Origin of the sequence: Delftia sp. GW456-R20 (assembly GCF_001622915.1) — a bacterium.
In the GTDB taxonomy this organism is placed as follows: domain Bacteria; phylum Pseudomonadota; class Gammaproteobacteria; order Burkholderiales; family Burkholderiaceae_C; genus Comamonas; species Comamonas acidovorans.
Genome location: NZ_LWCN01000004.1, coordinates 804,455 through 822,960, shown reverse-complemented (window position 1 = coordinate 822,960; position 18,506 = coordinate 804,455). Strand labels below are relative to the sequence as shown.

Here is an 18,506-nt window from a genome sequence, read left to right as displayed (position 1 = left end):
CGCCAACGCTTCTCTACAACCATTGCAACAAGGCCTTTCCATGCGCCCTCAGACCATGCGCCAGAACTCCATGCGGCAGACTGCCGCCTCCACCGTCCGCCCATCCCAGGCGGCCCCGGCGTTACGTCCGGTGGCGCTGGCGCTGCAGGTGCTGTGCGCGGGCACGCTGGCGGGGCTGGCTGCCGCAGGCGCCCTGGCTCCGGCACAGGCCTGGGCGCAGCCGGCTGCCGGTGCTTCGCAGCAACGCCAGTACGACATTGCCGCCGGCCCGCTCGAAAGCGTGCTCAACCAGCTCGGGCGCGAGGCCGGCGTGCTGGTCACCTTCGGCTCGGCCGTCACCGAAGGGCTGCGCAGCGGCGGCGTGAGCGGGCGCTTCACCGTGGAGCAGGCACTGGACCGCGCCTTGCTGGGCACGCCGCTGGCGGCCGTGCGCTCGGCCGGTGGCGGCTACACCCTGCGCGAGATGCCCGTGGTGCCTGCCACCTCCGGCGCGGCGGGTGCTGCGGGTGCGGCAGGCGCGCCGTCCTCCCAGACACTCAGGACCGTGCTGGTCACGGCCTCGGCCCAGGCCAGCCCCACCACCGAAGGCTCGGGCTCCTACACCACGCCGGCCACGGCGGCGGCCACGGGCCTGAGCCTGTCGCTGCGCGACACGCCGCAGTCCGTCAGCGTGCTCACGCGCCAGCAGATCGAGGACCAGGGCCTGCTCTCGCTCAACGACGCCATGCGCAGCGTCACCGGCATCCATGTCGTCAGCTCGGACAGCGACCGCTCGGACTTCTACTCGCGCGGCTTCTACGTGGACAACCTGCAGTACGACGGCGTGCCAACCTCCATCGGCCTGTCGTTCTACGGTGACTCGGGCACCGATACCACCATCTATGACCGCGTCGAAGTGGTGCGCGGCGCCACGGGTCTGCTCACGGGCGCGGGCAATCCGTCGGCCTCCATCAACATGGTGCGCAAGCACGCCAACAGCAAGGTGTTCACGGGCTCGGCCTCGGCCAGCGTGGGCTCGTGGAACCACCATCGCGGCACGGTGGACCTGTCCATGCCGCTGACGCAGGACGGCCGCATCCGCGCGCGCGTCGCAGGCATGGCCGAAGAGCGTGACTCCCATGTGGATCTCTACCACGCGCGCAAGCAGGTCTTCTACGGCGTGATCGATGCCGACCTCACGCCCGACACCACGCTCAGCGTGGGCGCCGACTACCAGGCCAACCGGCCCACCGGCTCGACCTGGGGCGGCCTGCCGCTGGTCTTCACGAACGGCATGCCGGCCGACTGGAGCACCTCCAAGACCACGGCCGCGAACTGGACGCGCTGGAACAGCACCAACAAAAACATCTTCGCCAACCTGCAGCACCGCTTTGGCAACGACTGGAAGCTCAAGGCCAACTTCGTGCACCGCGACAGCGCCTACGACGCCAAGCTGCTGTACCTCATGCGCCAGCCCGACATCACCACCGGCCTGGGCATGGCAGCCCTGCCCAACTACTCCGAATACAGCTTCCAGCAAAACAGCGCCGACCTGCAGGTGACGGGCGGCTGGGAACTGGGCGGGCGCCGCCATGAGGCCGTTGTCGGCCTGAGCAGCAGCCGTGCCCGCGAGCACAAGGCCGGCCATGCGCGCACCAGCCCGCTGCAGGACGTGGGCAACTACTACCAGTGGGACGGCTCCTATGCCGAGCCCACCTGGGGGCCGCTGACCACCAGCAGCCTGGACCACACGCGCCAGGATGCGCTGTACGGCGCGCTGCGCCTGTCGCTGGCCGATCCGGTCAAGCTCATCGTGGGCGGGCGCCAGAGCAGCTGGAAGGTGCGCAGCCTCAGCGAGGTGCGCGACCACAACGTCTTCATCCCCTACGCAGGCCTGGTGCTGGACCTGAGCGAAGGCTTCTCCGCCTATGCCAGCTACACCGACATCTTCCAGCCCCAGAACTACCGCGACCGTGGCGGCAGCTACCTGGACCCCGTGGCGGGCAAGAGCTTCGAGATCGGCATCAAGGGCGAGCACCTGGACGGCAGGCTCAACAGCTCGCTGTCCGTCTTCCGCATCCAGCAGGACAACGTGGCCCAGCTGGACGAAGGCCAGGTCGTGCCCGGCACCACCGACTTCGCCTACTACGGCGCCAAGGGCGTGACCAGCAAGGGGTTCGAAGCCCAGGTCTCGGGCGAACTGGCCACGGGCTGGAACCTGTCGGCCGGCATTGCCCACACCGTCGCGCGTGACGCCCAGGGCCTGTCCATCAACGCCTGGGCGCCCAAGACCCAGGCCCAGCTGTTCACTTCCTACCGCCTGCCCGGTGGATGGAATCAGCTCACCGTGGGCGGCGGCCTGCAATGGCAAAGCCGCACCCGCGCCAGCGTCTTCGTGGCGGGCAATGACCTGGTCTTCGAGCAGAAATCCTTCGCCACCGCCAGCCTCATGGCGCGCTATGCCTTCAGCCCCAAGCTTTCGCTGCAGCTGAACCTGAACAACCTCTTCAACAAGAAGTACTACGTCAACATCGACGGCCAGGGCCAGTTCGGCACGCCGCGCCAGGCCATGGCGGTGCTGAACTACAAGTGGTGAAGCTTTCTCTGTGAGGGTGGGGTGGCGTTTGCGCGGCAGCAGCCGATGACGGCGGTGCAGGCCGCTGGCGCACATTGCGGAGCCAGCAGCCCTTGCAGAGTCATCGCGGGGTAGGCGGCGGATGGGGGCTACACCACGCGCCGGGCCTCCACCTTCACATGGCCGGCCAGCAGGTCGGCGCTGTCGCGGATGGCGCGCAATGCATGGGCCAGGGCCTGCTGGCTGTGGTTCTCCTGCGGTGCATGCACTGCCGCCAGGGCCAGTTGCGCCAGGGCCGAGATCTCGGTGCAGTTTTCCTGCACGCTGCTGTGGATCTCGGTGATGGCGCTGGTCAACTGGTGCAGGCTGGGGGGCTGTGTCTTGGGGGTGTCCTTGTCCATGGCCATGCCTCAGCCCTGCGGGCGCACCGGCTCATGGGTGCGGCAGTCGAGCAGTTGCGCCATGGCTTTGGCGGCTGCCTCGGCCGCTTCGGCGCGGCGCATCTCGGCCGCGTCTTCGAACCCGCAGCCCATGGCCTGGGCCTCGGTGCCGGCGTAGTCGGCCAGTGTCTCGGCGCTGTCGCGGATGCTTTGCAGGGCGCGAGCCACCACGTCCATGTGGCGATGGCCCTTGGGCGTCTCCAGCCATGCCAGGGCCAGCTGGGCGATGGAGGAGATCTCTGCACAGCCTTGCTGCACGAGATGGTCCACCTGGGTGAGGGCATTGGACAGCTGCCGGGTGCTGTGGCTGTCCGTGGCGGGGGTGGGCTGGTTTGGCTGGGTGGAGGTCATGCCATGTCCCTCCGTGTCTGGCGCTGCGTGGATGGAGGGAGCGCGCAAAGACAGGGCGCGCGGGTCTGCCCGAGAAAAACGGTACTCATGTTTCGATGCTCCATTACGTATCGAATCCACGGGCCATTGCAATCTGCATTGGCTGGTGGATTCGGTGTGCAAGCCTCGCTTTCGGAGAGGCGGTGCCGCTTGCTAATGGGTGTTTTGAAGCACCGGCCCCGGAACAGGGGGGCCGGTGCGGATGATAGCGCGTGCGGCGTGCGCAAAGTCGCTTCGCGGCCCGTCGCACCTTGCGATCGCGCCCTTTCAGGAACGGTCCAGGAACCGCTGAAAGAGCCCGGCATGCATTGCGTTTATTGAGAATGATTCTTCTTTGCGCGGTTATGATCCAGCCCCATGGATTTGTCCGCCTCCTTCACCCGCGCTCTGCTTTCCGGCTTTGACCGGGCCTATGCCGACCTGGTGCGTGCCGCCACGCGCAGCACGGGCAGCCGCGAGGAGGCGGGCGACCTGGTGCACGACACCTGGCTGCGGCTGGCGGAACACGCGCGCAGCGCCCCGGCCGAGGCCGCAGACCTGGCCGGGGCCGCGAATCCGGCCCAGATGCCGCGCGACGCCACGGCCTATCTGGCCGTGATGGCCCAGCACATGGCGCTGGATGCGCACCGCCGCCGCCAGCGCCATGCCCGCTACCTGGGCGAGGCGGCAGTCCATGAACAACTGGCGCCCAGCCATGCGCCCGATGTGGCCGACTCCGTCATGTACCGCCAGGCGCTGGCCGTGCTGGAGTCCGCCTTGCACAGCCTGCCCGAGCGCTGCCGCGCCGCCTTCATCGCCCACCGTGTGCAGGGCGAGCGCCAGCCCGAGATTGCCGAGCGCCTGGGCGTCAGCCTCAACACCGTGGAGCGCGACCTGATCCAGGCCAGTGCCTGCATAGAGGATGCGCTGCACCGCTGGCGCGGTACGCGGCCCGGCGGCGCCGTTGCGCGACATGCGGGTCGGCGGCGCAGCCTGGCCGCGCTGCTGGGCGTGGCCGGTTTCGGCCTGGGCGGCAGCCTGGGCTGGCAGCAATGGCGGCATTACCGCGACACGCATGTGCAGTGGCAGGCCGGCTGGTCCAGCCTGCGCGGCCAGCAGGTGCGCCATGGCCTGCCCGATGGCTCCAGCCTGCTGCTGGACGCGCTCAGCAGCGCGCAGGTGGAGTATTTCGCCACGCGGCGCGTGGTGCAGCTGACGCAGGGCGCGGCCTTCTTCGAGGTGGAGCGGGACGAGGACCGGCCCTTCACCGTGCAGGCCGGCGGCGTGCGCGTCACCGTGCTGGGCACGCGCTTCGGCGTGGAACTGGCCACGGGCGCCCAGGGGCAGGAGCGGGTCACGGTGCAGGTGGAGTCGGGGCGTGTGCGCGTGCAATCCGATGCGGATGGCGGGCGCTTCTATGAATTGTCTGCAGGGCAGGGCCTGCGCATGGAAGGCACGGTGGCCACGCAGACCCGGGGCGATGCGGGGCAGGCGGCCTCCTGGCGGCATGGCGAGCTGGTGTTTGCCGATGCCACGCTGGGCGAGGCCCTGGCGCGGCTGTCACGCTATGCGCCGTTCGACCTGCAGGCCACACCTGAGGCCGCGCGCCTGCCGCTGAGCGGGCGCGTGCGCATCGCCAAGGCCCATGCCTGGGTGCGGGCGCTGCCCCATGCGCTGCCGGTGCAGGTGCGCAGGCAGGCCGATGGCGGCCTGCTGGTGGCCACGGCGGGCTGAGGCGTGACGGTGGCAAGAGCAACTGCATGCGCACGGCAGCGGGGCGCACATTATTTTTCAGGAGTTTTCCTGGCCAGTCGTCATGGCAGTGATCCCTGTGGGTCCCTTCCATCACTGCCAAGGACGATTTCCATGCATCCGCTTTTCCCGTCTTCGGGCGCCTGCCGCGCCGCCCTCCATCCGCTGGCCCATGCCGTGCTCTGCCTGGGCCTGGCCATGCCGCTGCAGGCGGCGCTGGCCCAGCCGGCCGCACAGACGCTGCGCTTCGACATAGCGGCGCAGCCGCTGGCCAGCGCGCTGGACCAGTTCGCGCGGCAGGCCGGACTGCAGCTGGTGTTCACGCCCTCGCTGGCCGCCCAGCGGCAGGCGCCGGCCGTACGGGGCGAGCTGCCGCTGCGCCAGGCGCTGGATGATTTGCTGGCCGGCAGCGGCCTGCAGGGCCATGTGCAAGAGGGCACGCTGACCGTGCAGCCCGTCGCCGCCATCGAAAAGACGCTGGCCGAAGTGCGGGTGAGCGCGCGCCGGGCCATCGACGGCACGACCGAGGGCACGGGCTCGTACACCAGCCGGGTGACCAGCATCGCCTCCAAGACGGACCAGTCGTTCCGCGAGATCCCGCAATCGGTGTCGGTGATCACGCGCCAGCAGCTCGACGACCGCCGCATGACCGACATCCGCGACGCGCTGGCCGCCACGCCCGGCATCACCACCAGCCAGATCAATTTCGACTCCACCTATTTCTATTCGCGCGGCTTCCAGATCGACAGCATGCAGATCGACGGCGGCGCGCCGCTGAACATCGCCCAGTACACCTACAGCGTCAACCAGAGCATGGACTTCTACGACCGCGTGGAGGTGATGCGCGGTGCCTCGGGCCTGCTGGGCGGCGTGGGCGACCCGGGCGGCATCATCAACATCGTGCGCAAGAAGCCGCTGGCCGAGCCGCGCTTGGTGGTGCAGCAGTCCATCGGCAGCTGGAACAACTACCAGACCATGGTGGATGCCACGGGGCCGCTGGCCCTTGATGGCAGGGTGCGCGGCCGGGCCGTGCTGTCCTACCAGGACACGGACCAGTTCGTGGACATCAAGCACACGCGCGCTCCCCAGTTCTACGGCGTGGTCGAGGCGGACCTGACGCCCGACACCCTGCTGACCGTGGGCATGAGCCGCAGCAAGATCCGCACGCGCGGCGATGGCGGCGGCGACGTGCCGCGCTACAGCGACGGCAGCGATATCGGCCTGCCGCGCCACACCAGCTTCACCCAGCCCTGGGCCACGGGCCGCAAGGACAACAGCGAGCTGTTCGGCGCGCTGGAACACCGTTTTTCCGCGCGCTGGAAGGGCAAGCTCAACCTGACCCGCAGCAAGTCCAGCTATGACGGCTCCACGGTGTTCGGCTACGGCGCGCTGGACCCCGCAACCGGCCTGGGCGTGAACTGGAACGGCGGCGGCCACTACCTGTACGAGAACCGGCAGACCGTGCTGGACGCCAGCCTGGCCGGCAGCTTCGACCTGGGCGGGCGCACGCACGAGATCCTGCTGGGCATGGACCGGCAGAAGGTGGAGAGCTTCTGGAACGTGGGCTATTCCACCGATGCCACGGGCGTGGAGCCCATCGATGTCTACAACCCCGGCGCCTGGCGCCCGGCGCCGGCCGGCGAGATCTCGCGCCGCTACAACCCCTGGGGCCAGGACCAGTCGGGCGGCTATGGCGTGCTGCGCCTGCATCCGACGGACCGCCTGCATGTGATCGTGGGCGCGCGCTATGCCAAGTACCGCTTCAACCAGGTCTATGAGTCGCTGAATGCGGCGGGCCAGTGGGAATTGGCATCGGGCAGCCGCTTTTCCGAGCCGGCCAAGTTCACGCCGTATGGCGGGGTGATCTATGACCTGAACAACCAATGGTCGGCGTATCTGAGCTATTCCTCGATTCTCAAGCCGCAGGCGCTGTCCAAGTCGGGGCCTCCTCCGGGCAATTCGCTGGACCCGGTCAAGGGCAAGAGCTATGAGGCCGGTTTCAAGGGCGAATTGGCCGATGGCCGGCTCAATGCCACATTCAGCCTTTTCAACGTGGTGCGCACGGGCACGGCGGTGACGGATACGCGCTATCCGAGCAATCACGAGGAATGGTCGGGCAATTGCTGCTTTCTGCCGCAGGGCAAGGTGACCAGCCGCGGCTTTGACGCCGAGATCGGCGGCGAGCTGCGCCCCGGCTGGCAGATCGCGGCCGGCTACACCTACACCACCACGCGCGACAAGACCGAGGATGCGCCCTACAGCAGCATCACGCCGCGCCATCTGCTCAAGCTGTCCACGGCCTATGTGCTGCCGGGCGAGCTGTCGCGCTGGAAGATTGGCGGCAGCGCCCATATCCAGAGCAAGCACCATGTGCGCGATACGCTGTATGACGCCGACTGGAATGAAGTCGGCCGCTACAACTTCACCCAGGGCGGCTATTCCGTCATCAATGCGATGGTGCAGTACCGGATCGATCCGCGCTGGACGGTTTCCCTGAATCTCAACAATATCTTTGACAAGACGTACTACCAGACCGTGGGCTATGCGAGCGGCGGCAATTTCTATGGAAAGCCGCGCAATGCGGTGCTGACGCTGCGCGGCACCTTCTGAGGGCCGGGGCGGGGTCCAGGAGGGCCCGCCCCAGTCCGACCCAGGCCACTGGCCGCAATGGCGAAAACCATTGCGGCTGGCCTTTTTTTCGATCTCGTTTGTCATGTATTAGGAGGGCCTTGAAGGCCGCCGCATCACGGCATCCGTTTTGGCCCCTTGTTTGCACGCATTCGTGCGTTCCTGTGCTTATCCGAATACCCATTACATGCCCCAATCCCAACCCGCTGATCCTGCAGATATCACCCAGGCCGACAGGCCCGTCCATCCGGGCCTGCTTGTCCTGTCCCGCCTGCTGGCCGCCGTCTTCGGCGGCTATGCGCTGGCCAGCGCGCTGGCGGCCTTCCTGGCCGCTGCGCTGCCCGGCGCGCGTGTCGATGCCGTGATCGCCGGCATGCAGTGGAGCTTTGCGCTGCACGCGCTGGCGGTGATCTGGGCGTTCTCGCCGGTTTCGGCGGGCCGGGTCTGGCTGGGGTTGCTGGTGCCTGCGGCCCTGATGGGCGGCGCCGCGCTGCTGCTGGCGCGCAATGGCGGGGGCGTTTGAGATGGCCAAGGCGCAGATCAGCAAGGTCCCCGGCAGCGGCGCTGCCACGGGCGGTTTCCGCCAGGCCCAGGCCTGGCTGCATACCTGGTGCGGGCTGTGGTTTTCGTGGCTGCTGTTCGCGGTGTTCCTCACGGGTTCGCTGGCCGTGTTCCAGGAAGCCATCACGCACTGGATGACGCCCGAGCACCATGCCGAGGAGGCGGCCGAGGCGGCAGCGCGCGCCGCCGCGCCGGCCGGGCAGGGTGCGGACCTGGGCCAGCGCCTGGCCTGGGGCGCGGCCTACATGCAAAAGCACCACCAGGGCGCGCAGATGTGGGAGATCTGGCCGTCCGACGACAAGGGCGGCGGCGACCTGCGTGTCTACTGGTTCGACGCCAACCGCCAGTACGCCGATGCCGAGCTGGACACCGCCACGGGCGAGGAAATGGGGGCCGGCCACGGCCACGGCGCCGCGCGCGCCACCATGGGCGGCAATCATTTCGTGGACTTCCACTATGAACTGCATGCAGGGCAGGTGGGGCTGTGGGTGATCGGCATTGCCGCCATGGCCATGCTGGTGGCCCTGGTCAGCGGCGTGATCACGCACAAGCGCATCTTCAAGGACTTCTTCACCTTTCGCGCACGCAAGGGCCAGCGCAGCTGGCTGGACGCGCACAACGCCGTGGCGGTGCTGACGCTGCCCTTCCAGTTCATGATCGCCTATACCGGCATCGCCATCTCCAGCCTGAGCTTCATGCCCGTTGGCGTCTGGACGGTCTATGGCACGGACCAGGCCGCCCGCACGGCCTTCATCGCCGACATGAACGAGGCCGGACCGCCCGCGCTGTCCGGCAAGCCCCTGGCGGTGCCCGATCTGGAGCCCTTTGTGCGGCGCGGCCAGGAGCTGATGGGCCAGGCGGTGCGCGCGGTGGTCGTCAACCATCCCGGCGATGCGTCGGCACGCATCGGCGTCTACGGCTGGAACAGCGATGACCGTGCGCATCAGCGCCTGAGCCCCAATTCGGGCATGGCCATGTTCTCGGCCGCCACGGGCGAGGTGCTGCAGGTACGCCTGCCCGGCGGCGCCGACGGCGGCACCCCCTCGCTGGCCCAGGCGGTCATGGGCGGGCTGCACATGGTCAAGTTCGGCGGGCTGGCCATGAAGTGGCTGTACTTCCTGTGCGGCCTGGCGGGCGCGGCCATGATGGCCACGGGCGCCATTCTCTTCATGGTCAAGCGCCGCAGCCGCCACCAGGGCGAGTTCGGCAGCGCCACGGCGCGCGTGTACCGGCTGATCGAGGGCCTGAACGTGGCGGCCATCGCCGGGCTGGGCCTGGGCTGCATCGGCTACCTGTGGGCCAACCGCCTGGTGCCCGTGGGCCTGGCGCACCGCGATGACTGGGAACTGGCCGTGTTCTTCGGACTGTGGGGCCTGGCGCTGGTCCATGCGCTGGCCTGCGCGCCGGCCACGGCCTGGCGCCAGCAGATGGGCCTGCTGGCCATGCTGTGCCTGCTGCTGCCGCTGCTCAACTGGATCACCGTGGGCGAGCCGCTGTGGGCCCACATGTTGGAGGGCGACTGGGAAAGCGCCGGGGTGGAGCTGTTCTGCCTGGCCACGGGGCTGGCGGCCGCCTGGGCCTGGCGCTGGCTGGCGCGGCGCGGCGCGGGTGCCGCCGCCAAGGCAAAGACGGCCAAGGGGCAGGCCGCCGTGGCCGGCCCCTCGGAGGTGCAGGCATGAGCACGTTGCACGCATCCCTGGCCGCACTGGCCCTGGCCTTTGCAGGCATGGCGGCCCTGGCCTTTGCCATGGACCGCCACTACGAACAATTGACCGGCGCGCGCGAGCTGCCGGCCCGCCGCGGCCCGCAGTTGCGCGGCCTGGGCACGGCGCTGCTGGCGCTGGCCCTTGTGCCCGTTGTCTCGGGCTGGGGCGGCACGGTGGGCTCGGTGGCCTGGCTGGGCTTTGTGTCCGCCGGCGCGCTGATGGCCGTGGCCCTGATCAGCGCCCATGCGCGCTGGGCGGCGCGGCTGGCCTGGTTGGCTGGCGTGCTTGCCGTGGCGGATTTGGCGTGGATTGTTTTCAGTTTCGGTACTACGGGGTTTTTCAGATGAGTTTCCTGCTTTCGTTCCAGTTCGGGGTGTGTGTGGTCGGGAGGCAAGCATGACGCGCACGCAGCAACGCTGGAAAGCCGTCGCCGTGGCGGTGGTCCTGTTGGCGGCGGCCGGGGGCGCGGCCGCCTGGTGGTCCAGCCGGCCTGCCGTGGCCTACCAGACCGAGACCGTGGCGCGCACCGATATCGAGTCCACCGTCACGGCCATCGGCACGCTGCAGCCGCGCCGCTATGTGGACGTGGGCGCCCAGGTGTCGGGCCAGGTCACCCGGCTGCGCGTGGAGCCCGGCGCCCAGGTGGAGAAGGGCGCACTGCTGGTGGAGATCGACCCCAGCGTGCAGCGCGCCACGGTGGATGCGGGGCGTGCCTCGCTGGCGGGCCTGCGCGCCCAGCTGGCCGAGCAGCAGGCGCTGCGCAAGCTGGCCGAGCAGCAGCTCACACGCCAGCGCCAGCTGGCCCGCGACGGGGCCACGCGCGAGGAAGATTTGCAGACCGCAGAAGCCAACCTGGCCGCAGCCGGCGCCCGCATGGAGCATCTGAAGGCCCAGATCGACCAGACCCAGGCCACGCTCAAGGCCGACGAGGCGCGCCTGGGCTATACGCGCATCTACGCGCCCATGGCGGGCACCGTGGTGTCGGTGGAGGCGCGCGAGGGCCAGACGCTGAACGCCACCTACCAGACGCCCAACATCCTGCGCATTGCCGACCTGTCGGCCATGACGGTGTGGACCGAAGTGTCCGAGGCCGACGTGCGCCGCGTGCGCGACGACATGCCGGTGTACTTCACCACGCTGGGCGGCGCCGACCAGGCCAGGCCCCGGCGCTGGTCCAGCAAGGTGCGCCAGGTGCTGCCTTCGCCCTCTACCAGCCAAGCGCCGGCCGGCGGCAATGCGGGCCAGGCGCCTGCGCCCGCCACCAAGGCCGTGGCCTATACCGTGCTGTTCGATGTGGACAACGAGGACGCCGAGCTGATGCCCCAGATGACGGCCCAGGTGGTCTTCGTCACCGGGCAGGCCGCGCAGGCGCTGACCGTGCCGCTGATGGCCGTGGCCGACAAGGCGGGAACGACTGACAAGGCGGAAAAGGCAGAGAACGCCGAGAAGGCCGAGAAGGCCGGCAGCACGCAGACCGTGCGCGTGCTGGACGCCAAGGGCCAGCCCGAGCAGCGCACCGTGCGCCTGGGCGTGCGCAGCCGCCACCAGGCCGAGGTGCTGGAGGGCCTGCAGGAAGGCGAGCGCGTCATCGTCGGCGAGACGCCTCTGGACCGTGGCCCGCGGTGGCTGCAATGGTGATGGCGCAGGGCATGCGGGCCGGCGCACCGCTGATAGAGCTGCGCGGCATCACCAAGCACTACGGCGGCGGCGACAGCGGCCAGCCCGCCGTCACCGTGCTGCACGGCATCGACCTGGAGATACGCGCGGGCGAGTTCGTGGCCGTGGTGGGCAGCTCAGGCTCGGGCAAGTCCACGCTGATGAACATCCTGGGCTGCCTGGACCGGCCCAGCGAGGGCAGCTACCACTTCCAGGGCCAGGACGTGGCCACGCTGGACTCGGACGCGCTGGCCTGGCTGCGGCGCGAGGCCTTCGGCTTCGTCTTCCAGGGCTACCACCTGATCGCCAGCGAAAGCGCCAGCGAGAACGTGGAAATGCCCGCCATCTACGCGGGCCTGCCCAAGGAAGAGCGCGTGCGGCGCGCCCGTGCGCTGCTGGAGCGCCTGGGCCTGGGCTCGCGCCTGGGCAACCGGCCCAACCAGCTGTCGGGCGGGCAGCAGCAGCGCGTGTCGATTGCGCGCGCGCTGATGAACGGCGGCCAGATCATCCTGGCCGACGAGCCCACGGGCGCGCTGGACTCGCACAGCGGCGCCGAGGTCATGGCCCTGCTGCGCGAGCTGGCCGATGCGGGCCACACCATCATCCTCATCACCCACGACCGCACTGTGGCCGCCCAGGCGCGCCGCGTGATCGAGATCAGCGACGGCCGCATCACCAGCGACAGCCAGCGCGACGATGCCGCAAACGGGGTGAATGTGGGCGCCGCTGCCCTGCCGCTCACGCCGCAGCGCGGCAGCGCCGGCGCGCCCTGGCTGGCCGAGCTGTTCGAGGCCGCGCGCAGCGCCTGGCGCGGCATGCGCATGAACCGCGTGCGCACCAGCCTGACCTTGCTGGGCATCGTCATCGGCGTGGCCTCGGTCATCGTGATGCTGGCCATTGGCGAGGGCGCGCGGCGCAAGGTGGTCGAGCAGATGGGGACCATGGGCACGGCCATCCTCTACATGGGCAGCAAGCCGCCGGCCACGGGCGGGCCGGCCGGGCAGATGACCGAGGAAGACCTGGCCGCCGTGCGCGAACTGCCCGAGATACGGCGCGTCATGCCCGTGATCGGCGACCCTATCACCGTGCGCTACGGCAAGGCCGACAAGCAGATCTACGTGTTCGCGGCCAGCGAGGAGATGCCCCTGGTGCACCACTGGAAGGTGGCCCAGGGCCGCTACTACACCGAGGCCGAGGACCGCGATCTGGCGCCCCTGGTGGTCCTGGGCCACAAGGCGCACCAGCACTTCTTCCCCGATACGCCCAACCCGCTGGGCCGCCAGCTGATCATCGGCACGTCGGCCTTCGAGGTCATCGGCGTGATGAGCGAGCGGGGCGCGGACTCGGGCGCGCAGAACTATGACGACATGGTCTTCATTCCCTACCGCTCGGGCCGGGCGCGCGTCTACCAGTCGCAGACCCAGCCCGACTATGTGGTGATCGAGGCCATGTCCTCCGACGTGGTGCACGAGGCGGAGGAGGCCATGCGCAAGCTGCTGCTGGCGCGCCACGGCGGGCGCGAGGACTTCGGCATCGGCAACGCGGCCGCGCGCATCCAGGCCGAGGCCGCCACGCGCCAGAGCATGGCGGTGATGCTGGGCCTGATTGCCGCCGTCTCCCTGGTGGTGGGCGGCATCGGCGTGATGAACGTGATGCTGATGACGGTGCGCGAGCGCACGCGCGAGATCGGCATCCGCATGGCCACGGGCGCACGCCAGCGCGACATCCTGCGCCAGTTCCTGACCGAGGCCAGCCTGGTCACCTTTGTGGGCGGCACGGTGGGCCTGCTGGCCGGGCTGGCCGTGGGCGTGGTGCTCATCGTGGCGGGCGTGCCCGTGGTGTTTTCGGTGCGCGCCATGCTGGGCGCCTTTGCCTGCGCCGTGGTGACGGGCCTGGTGTTCGGCTACATGCCTGCCAAGACGGCGGCGCGGCTGGACCCGGTGCGCGCGCTGGCGGGAGAGTGAGATGAAAGACATGAACGACAAGACGCTGGGAAATGCGCGCCTGGGCTGCATCGCCCTGGCCCTGGCTGCGCTGGGCGGTTGCGCCGCGCAGCAGACGATGCCGGACCGGGAGGCGCCTGCGCTGGCCGCTTCCTGGAAGCAGCAGGGCGAAGCCGTCCCTGCCTCTGTTTCACCGCAGTGGTGGCAGGCCTTTGGCAGCGCGGAGCTGGGCGGCATGGTGCAGGCCGCCCAGGACCAGAGCCTGGACATGGCTGCCGCCATGGCCCGCGTGCGCCAGGCCGAGGCGGCCACGCGCCAGGTAGGCGCGGCGCTGCTGCCGTCGCTCAGCGGCGAGCTGCGTGCCCAGCGCATGAACCATGCACAGGTATCGGGCGGGCAGGCCAGCGTCTACGGCGCCGCGCTAACGGCCTCGTATGAGGTGGACTTCTGGGGCCGCAACCGCGCCACGCGCGATGCGGCGGCGGCGGCCTGGCAGGCCAGCCGGTTCGACCAGGACACGGTGCGCCTCACGGTCACCGCCCAGGTGGCCCATGGCTGGCTGCAGGCCGTGGCGCTGCGCGAACGCCAGGCCATTGCGGCGCGCAACGTGGCCAATGCCGAGCGGCTGCTGGGCCTGGTGGAGTCCCGCGCGCGCGCAGGTGCCGCCACCCAGCTGGAGCTGGCCCAGCAACGCGGCCTGGTGGCCAGCCAGCGCCAGGCCCTGGCCACGCTGCGCCGCCAGGGCGAGGATGCCGATGCCACGCTGGCCGTGCTGCTGGGCCAGGCCCGCCGCCCCGCGCTGGCCACGGATTCGCTGCAGGCCCTGCAACTGCCCGAGATCGGCGCAGGCCTGCCCACGCAGCTGCTGCAGCGCCGCCCTGACATTGCCAATGCGGAAGCGCAATTGGCCGCCGCCAGCGCCAACCTGCAGGCGGCCCGTGCGGCGCTGTGGCCCCGGCTGACCCTCACGGGCAGCGCGGGCACCAGCGCGGGCCGCGCCAGCGACTGGCTGCGCGAGCCGGTCTATTCGCTGCTGGCCGGCCTCGCCGGCCCCATCTTCGACGGCGGTCGGCTGGCGGCCGAGCGCGATGGCGCCCAGGCCCGGCGCGAGGAGCTGCTGGCCGGCTACCACAAGGCCATCGTCGCGGCCTATGGCGATGTGGACCTGGCGCTCAATGCCGTCCACGGCCTGAAGGCCCAGGCCGAGGCCCAGGCCGAGGTGCTGGCCCAGGCCCGCCAGGCCGTGTCGCTGGCCGAGCTGCGGTACAAGGCCGGGGCGGAAAGCCTGCTGTCCCTGCTGCAGGCCCAGACCACGCTGTACGCGGCCCAGGACGAGGCCGTGCTGCAGCGCCTGCTGCAGCTGCAGGCGCGCGTGGCGCTGTACCGGGCGCTGGGCGGGGGATGGGAGGCGCCTGCCATGGGCACTGAAATGTCGGAAAGGCAGGCGCAAAAAAGCCAGGAGGCATTGCCACCTGGCTGAGAGGGGCGGGGCAGGGCCGCGCACCCGATCCTGTCGGGTGCGCGGCCTCAGGCCTCAGGCTTGAAGCCTGCTCAGCTGCCGCGCGTGATGGGCACGCCGGCATCCTTGCCGTAGGCGCCGTACTTGCCCAGCTCCCACTTGGCGATGGCGTTGCGGTGCACTTCGTCCGGGCCGTCGGCAAAGCGCAGCGTGCGCGCGTGGGCGTAGGCGCTGGCCAGCGGGAAGTCGTCGCTCATGCCGCCGCCGCCGTGCACCTGCATGGCCCAGTCGATGACCTGGCAGGCCATGCTGGGGGCCACGACCTTGATCATGGCGATCTCGCTGCGCGCCACCTTGTTGCCGGCAATGTCCATCAGCCAGGCGGCCTTGAGCGTGAGCAGGCGCGCCATGTCGATGCGGCAGCGCGCCTCGGCGATGCGTTCCTGCGTCACGGTCTGCTGGGCCACGCTCTTGCCGAAGGCGATGCGCGAGCTGGCGCGCTTGCACATCAGCTCCAGCGCGCGCTCGGCCAGGCCGATCAGGCGCATGCAGTGGTGGATGCGGCCGGGGCCAAGGCGGCCCTGGGCGATCTCGAAGCCACGGCCCTCGCCCAGCAGGATGTTGCCCACGGGCACGCGCACGTTCTCGAAGTACATCTCCATGTGGCCGTGGGGCGCATCGTCATAGCCCATGACGTTGAGCGGTCGCACGATGCGGATGCCGGGCGCGTCGCCGGGCACGATGATCATGCTCTGCTGCGAGTGCTTGGGCGCGTCGGGGTCGGTCTTGCCCATGGTGATGAAGACCTGGCAGCGCGGATCGCCGGCACCCGAGATCCACCACTTGTGGCCGTTGATCACGTACTCGTCGCCCTGGCGCTCGATGCGGGTGCAGATGTTGGTGGCGTCGGAGGAGGCCACCTCGGGCTCGGTCATGGCGAAGGCCGAGCGGATCTTGCCGTCCAGCAGCGGCTTGAGCCAGCGCTCCTTGAGTTCGGTGCTGCCGTAGCGCGCAATGGTCTCCATGTTGCCGGTGTCGGGCGCAGAGCAGTTGAACACCTCGCTGGACCATGGCACGCGGCCCATGATCTCGGCCAGCGGCGCGTATTCCTGGTTGGTCAGGCCGCCGCCCTTGTAGCCTGCGGCCTCGGCGCTGTCCACGGGCAGGAACAGGTTCCACAGGCCTTGCTCCCGGGCCTTGACCTTGAGCTTCTCGATGGTCTGCAGCGGCGTCCAGCGCTTGCCTGCGGCGGTGTTGGCTTCCATCTCGGCGGCATAGTCCTTTTCGCCGGGATAGATGTGCTCGTCCATGAACTTCAGCAGGCGTTCCTGCAGGTCCTTGGTCTTGGGCGAATATTCAAAGTCCATGGATGCGCTCCTTCTCTTGGCTTGTCGCTTGTGGTGGAAACGGGGTGATCGGTGAGTGTTGGCGGCTGGTCTGGATGGCTCAGCTGCGCTGGGCGAAGGACCAGGCCAGCTCGGCCATGGGCCGGGCGGTGTCGCCGGAGGCCTTGGCCTGGGCGCTGGAGGCCGTGCCGGCTTCCACGCGCTTGGCAATGCCCTGCAGGATGGCCGCGATGCGGAACATGTTGTAGGCCATGTAGAAGTTCCAGTCGGCGCGCAGCGTGTCCACGTCCTTGAGGCCCGTGCGCTCGCAGTAGCGGCGGATGTATTCCTCTTCGTCCGGAATGCCCAGGGCCGCCAGGTCCTTGCCTGCGATGCCCCGGCCCAGCGTGGCCGGGATGTGCCAGCTCATGCAGTGGTAGCTGAAGTCGGCCAGCGGGTGGCCCAGGGTGGACAGCTCCCAGTCCAGCACGGCGATGACGCGCGGCTCGGTGGGGTGGAACATCAGGTTGTCCAGGCGGAAGTCGCCGTGCACGATGGACACGCGCGAGGCATCCAGCGCGCTGGCCGGCATGTGGGCGGGCAGCCACTGCATGAGCTGGTCCATCTCGGGGATGGGCTGGGTGACCGAGGCCACGTACTGCTTGCTCCAGCGGCCGATCTGGCGCTCGAAGTAGTTGCCGCTCTTGCCGTAGTCGGCCAGGCCCTGGGCCGCGAAGTCCACGGTGTGCAGTGCCGAGATCACGCGGTTCATCTCGTCGTAGATGGCGGCGCGCTGGGCCGGCTCCATGCCGGGCAGGGACTGGTCCCAGAGCACGCGGCCTTCCATGCACTCCATGATGTAGAAGGCGCGGCCGATGATGGACTCGTCCTCGCACAGCGCATACATGTGGGGCACGGGCACGTCGGTGCCGGCCAGGCCCTTCATCACGCGGAACTCGCGCTCGATGGCATGGGCCGAGGGCAGCAGCTTGGCCACGGGGCCGGGCTTGGAGCGCATCACGTAGCTGCGGCCGGGCGTGATCAGCTTGTAGGTGGGGTTGGACTGGCCGCCCTTGAACATCTCCACCTGCAGCGGGCCGGCAAAGCCCTGCACATGGCCCTGCATCCAGGCGGTGAGCGCGGGCACGTCGAATGCGTGCTGGTCTGAGACGGGGCGCGTGCCTACGAAATGGTCGAAAGTGCTCATGGGGCAGTCAGTCCTGTGATCGGTTCGGAAACCGGTTCTAGAAAGGGGTGCGGCCGCGCGGCACGGGCGCGGCAAGGCACCGGCCGGCGCGAGCGTCCGGTCGGTGAAGGAAAGGGTTGTGTGTACGCGGCGCGGCGCGGGCCGCGCAGGTTCAGGCGTCGGGCGCGGCGATGCGCAGCAGCGTGTCGCGGTCGCAGACCACCAGGCCGCCCGGCTCGATGCGGATGGCGTTCTCGCGCTCCATGGCCTTGAGTTCCTGGTTCACGCGCTGGCGCGAGGCGCCCAGCAACTGGGCCAGTTCCTCCTGCGCCAGGTGCAGGCCGATGCGGATCTCGCTGCCATCCGACAGGCTGGTCACGCCGTAGCTGCGCACCAGGTGCAGCAGCTGCTTGGCCAGGCGCGCGCGCAGCGGCAGGGTGTTGAGGTCCTCGACCAGGCCGTAGAGCTGGCGGATGCGCCGCGCATGCAGGCGCAGCATGGCTTCCGAGAACTCCACATGCATGGACAGGATTTTCTTGAAGTCGGTCTTGGACACGCACAGCAGCGTGGTCTCGCCGTGCGCATAGGCATCGTGCGTGCGCTTGTCCCCGTCCAGGATGGCCACGTCGCCGAACCAGATGCCCGGCTCCACGTAGTCCAGCGTGATCTGCTTGCCCGTGATCGAGGTCGAGCTCACGCGCACCGCACCCCGGGCGCAGGCGATCCATTCCTCGGGCGGTTCTCCGCGTGCGCAGATGAGCGTGCCATCTTTGAACCGTTTGACGTAAGCGCATCGAAGAATGTCGTGCCGAAGCGATGGAGAAAGTGATGAAAACCAGCGACCGGAGTTGATCGCTTCACGTTCTTCGATGGTAAGAATCGGGTCGTCCATGGCCTGTCTTTTGCGTGACTGATGACGGTCACATT

General features: G+C 69.2%; 14 protein-coding genes. 9 read left to right on the top strand and 5 right to left on the bottom strand.

All coding sequences use genetic code 11. The features are described 5' to 3' along the window. The first annotated feature begins 40 nt into the window (after positions 1-40). Positions 41-2,575: a ferric-rhodotorulic acid/ferric-coprogen receptor FhuE gene (gene fhuE, locus A4F85_RS09160; protein ID WP_063326387.1), complete on the top strand. Its 2,535-nt coding sequence runs from the start codon at positions 41-43 to the stop codon at positions 2,573-2,575. Between the two features lie 128 nt (positions 2,576-2,703). On the opposite strand, the gene A4F85_RS09155 is transcribed toward fhuE, so the two are convergent. Continuing rightward, positions 2,704-2,961 carry a hypothetical protein gene (locus A4F85_RS09155; RefSeq protein ID WP_063326386.1) on the bottom strand — a complete coding sequence of 86 codons (258 nt, stop codon included), beginning with the start codon at positions 2,959-2,961 and terminating at the stop codon, positions 2,704-2,706. A 3-nt stretch (positions 2,962-2,964) separates the two neighbouring features. Beyond that, on the bottom strand, positions 2,965-3,345 hold the full coding sequence (locus A4F85_RS09150; RefSeq protein WP_063326385.1) for a hypothetical protein: 381 nt from the start codon (positions 3,343-3,345) through the stop codon (positions 2,965-2,967). A gap of 396 nt (positions 3,346-3,741) precedes the next feature. On the opposite strand from A4F85_RS09150, the gene A4F85_RS09145 reads away from it, so the two are divergent. The 8 genes from A4F85_RS09145 to A4F85_RS09110 all read left to right on the top strand — a co-directional run bounded on the left by A4F85_RS09145 (position 3,742) and on the right by A4F85_RS09110 (position 15,089). Beyond that, positions 3,742-5,097: a sigma-70 family RNA polymerase sigma factor gene (locus A4F85_RS09145; RefSeq protein WP_063326384.1), complete on the top strand. Its 1,356-nt coding sequence runs from the start codon at positions 3,742-3,744 to the stop codon at positions 5,095-5,097. A gap of 132 nt (positions 5,098-5,229) precedes the next feature. After that, on the top strand, positions 5,230-7,725 hold the full coding sequence (locus A4F85_RS09140) for a TonB-dependent siderophore receptor (protein WP_063326383.1): 2,496 nt from the start codon (positions 5,230-5,232) through the stop codon (positions 7,723-7,725). A 205-nt stretch (positions 7,726-7,930) separates the two neighbouring features. After that, on the top strand, positions 7,931-8,266 hold the full coding sequence (locus tag A4F85_RS09135) for a DUF3649 domain-containing protein (protein ID WP_197485475.1): 336 nt from the start codon (positions 7,931-7,933) through the stop codon (positions 8,264-8,266). A gap of 1 nt (position 8,267) precedes the next feature. Continuing rightward, positions 8,268-9,983 (top strand): PepSY-associated TM helix domain-containing protein, encoded by a 1,716-nt coding sequence (locus A4F85_RS09130; protein WP_063326382.1) that lies wholly within the window; start codon positions 8,268-8,270, stop codon positions 9,981-9,983. Next, positions 9,980-10,357, top strand: a complete 378-nt coding sequence (locus A4F85_RS09125; protein WP_063326381.1) for a DUF3325 domain-containing protein — start codon at positions 9,980-9,982, stop codon at positions 10,355-10,357. Before A4F85_RS09130 ends, A4F85_RS09125 begins: the two co-directional genes overlap by 4 nt. Before the next feature lie 49 nt (positions 10,358-10,406). Then, a complete protein-coding gene (locus A4F85_RS09120; RefSeq protein ID WP_063326380.1) occupies positions 10,407-11,648 on the top strand; it encodes an efflux RND transporter periplasmic adaptor subunit in 1,242 nt (413 codons plus the stop codon). Then, positions 11,648-13,630: an ABC transporter permease gene (locus tag A4F85_RS09115; protein ID WP_063327928.1), complete on the top strand. Its 1,983-nt coding sequence runs from the start codon at positions 11,648-11,650 to the stop codon at positions 13,628-13,630. The genes A4F85_RS09120 and A4F85_RS09115 overlap by 1 nt, the downstream gene beginning before the upstream one ends. Position 13,631: 1 nt before the next feature. Further along, positions 13,632-15,089 carry an efflux transporter outer membrane subunit gene (locus A4F85_RS09110; RefSeq protein ID WP_063326379.1) on the top strand — a complete coding sequence of 486 codons (1,458 nt, stop codon included), beginning with the start codon at positions 13,632-13,634 and terminating at the stop codon, positions 15,087-15,089. Positions 15,090-15,160: 71 nt separating this feature from the next. Here the strand turns inward: A4F85_RS09110 and A4F85_RS09105 are convergent, their stop codons facing one another. From A4F85_RS09105 to A4F85_RS09095, 3 genes are all read right to left on the bottom strand, one after another. Further along, positions 15,161-16,435, bottom strand: coding sequence for an acyl-CoA dehydrogenase family protein (locus tag A4F85_RS09105; protein WP_016446718.1), 1,275 nt, complete (start codon positions 16,433-16,435; stop codon positions 15,161-15,163). 79 nt (positions 16,436-16,514) lie between these two features. Beyond that, positions 16,515-17,600 (bottom strand): phosphotransferase, encoded by a 1,086-nt coding sequence (locus A4F85_RS09100; protein WP_012205124.1) that lies wholly within the window; start codon positions 17,598-17,600, stop codon positions 16,515-16,517. Between the two features lie 151 nt (positions 17,601-17,751). After that, positions 17,752-18,471 carry a Crp/Fnr family transcriptional regulator gene (locus A4F85_RS09095; protein ID WP_012205125.1) on the bottom strand — a complete coding sequence of 240 codons (720 nt, stop codon included), beginning with the start codon at positions 18,469-18,471 and terminating at the stop codon, positions 17,752-17,754. Between the last annotated feature and the right edge of the window lie 35 nt (positions 18,472-18,506).

Excerpts from the sequence above, each read along its gene's own strand:
- fhuE (WP_063326387.1), top strand. The coding sequence starts at position 41 with ATGCGCCCTCAGACCATGCGCCAGAACTCCATGCGGCAGACTGCCGCC.
- A4F85_RS09155 (WP_063326386.1), bottom strand. The coding sequence starts at position 2,961 with ATGGCCATGGACAAGGACACCCCCAAGACACAGCCCCCCAGCCTGCAC.
- A4F85_RS09150 (WP_063326385.1), bottom strand. The coding sequence starts at position 3,345 with ATGACCTCCACCCAGCCAAACCAGCCCACCCCCGCCACGGACAGCCAC.
- A4F85_RS09145 (WP_063326384.1), top strand. The coding sequence starts at position 3,742 with ATGGATTTGTCCGCCTCCTTCACCCGCGCTCTGCTTTCCGGCTTTGAC.
- A4F85_RS09140 (WP_063326383.1), top strand. The coding sequence starts at position 5,230 with ATGCATCCGCTTTTCCCGTCTTCGGGCGCCTGCCGCGCCGCCCTCCAT.
- A4F85_RS09135 (WP_197485475.1), top strand. The coding sequence starts at position 7,931 with ATGCCCCAATCCCAACCCGCTGATCCTGCAGATATCACCCAGGCCGAC.
- A4F85_RS09130 (WP_063326382.1), top strand. The coding sequence starts at position 8,268 with ATGGCCAAGGCGCAGATCAGCAAGGTCCCCGGCAGCGGCGCTGCCACG.
- A4F85_RS09125 (WP_063326381.1), top strand. The coding sequence starts at position 9,980 with ATGAGCACGTTGCACGCATCCCTGGCCGCACTGGCCCTGGCCTTTGCA.
- A4F85_RS09120 (WP_063326380.1), top strand. The coding sequence starts at position 10,407 with ATGACGCGCACGCAGCAACGCTGGAAAGCCGTCGCCGTGGCGGTGGTC.
- A4F85_RS09115 (WP_063327928.1), top strand. The coding sequence starts at position 11,648 with ATGGCGCAGGGCATGCGGGCCGGCGCACCGCTGATAGAGCTGCGCGGC.
- A4F85_RS09110 (WP_063326379.1), top strand. The coding sequence starts at position 13,632 with ATGAAAGACATGAACGACAAGACGCTGGGAAATGCGCGCCTGGGCTGC.
- A4F85_RS09105 (WP_016446718.1), bottom strand. The coding sequence starts at position 16,435 with ATGGACTTTGAATATTCGCCCAAGACCAAGGACCTGCAGGAACGCCTG.
- A4F85_RS09100 (WP_012205124.1), bottom strand. The coding sequence starts at position 17,600 with ATGAGCACTTTCGACCATTTCGTAGGCACGCGCCCCGTCTCAGACCAG.
- A4F85_RS09095 (WP_012205125.1), bottom strand. The coding sequence starts at position 18,471 with ATGGACGACCCGATTCTTACCATCGAAGAACGTGAAGCGATCAACTCC.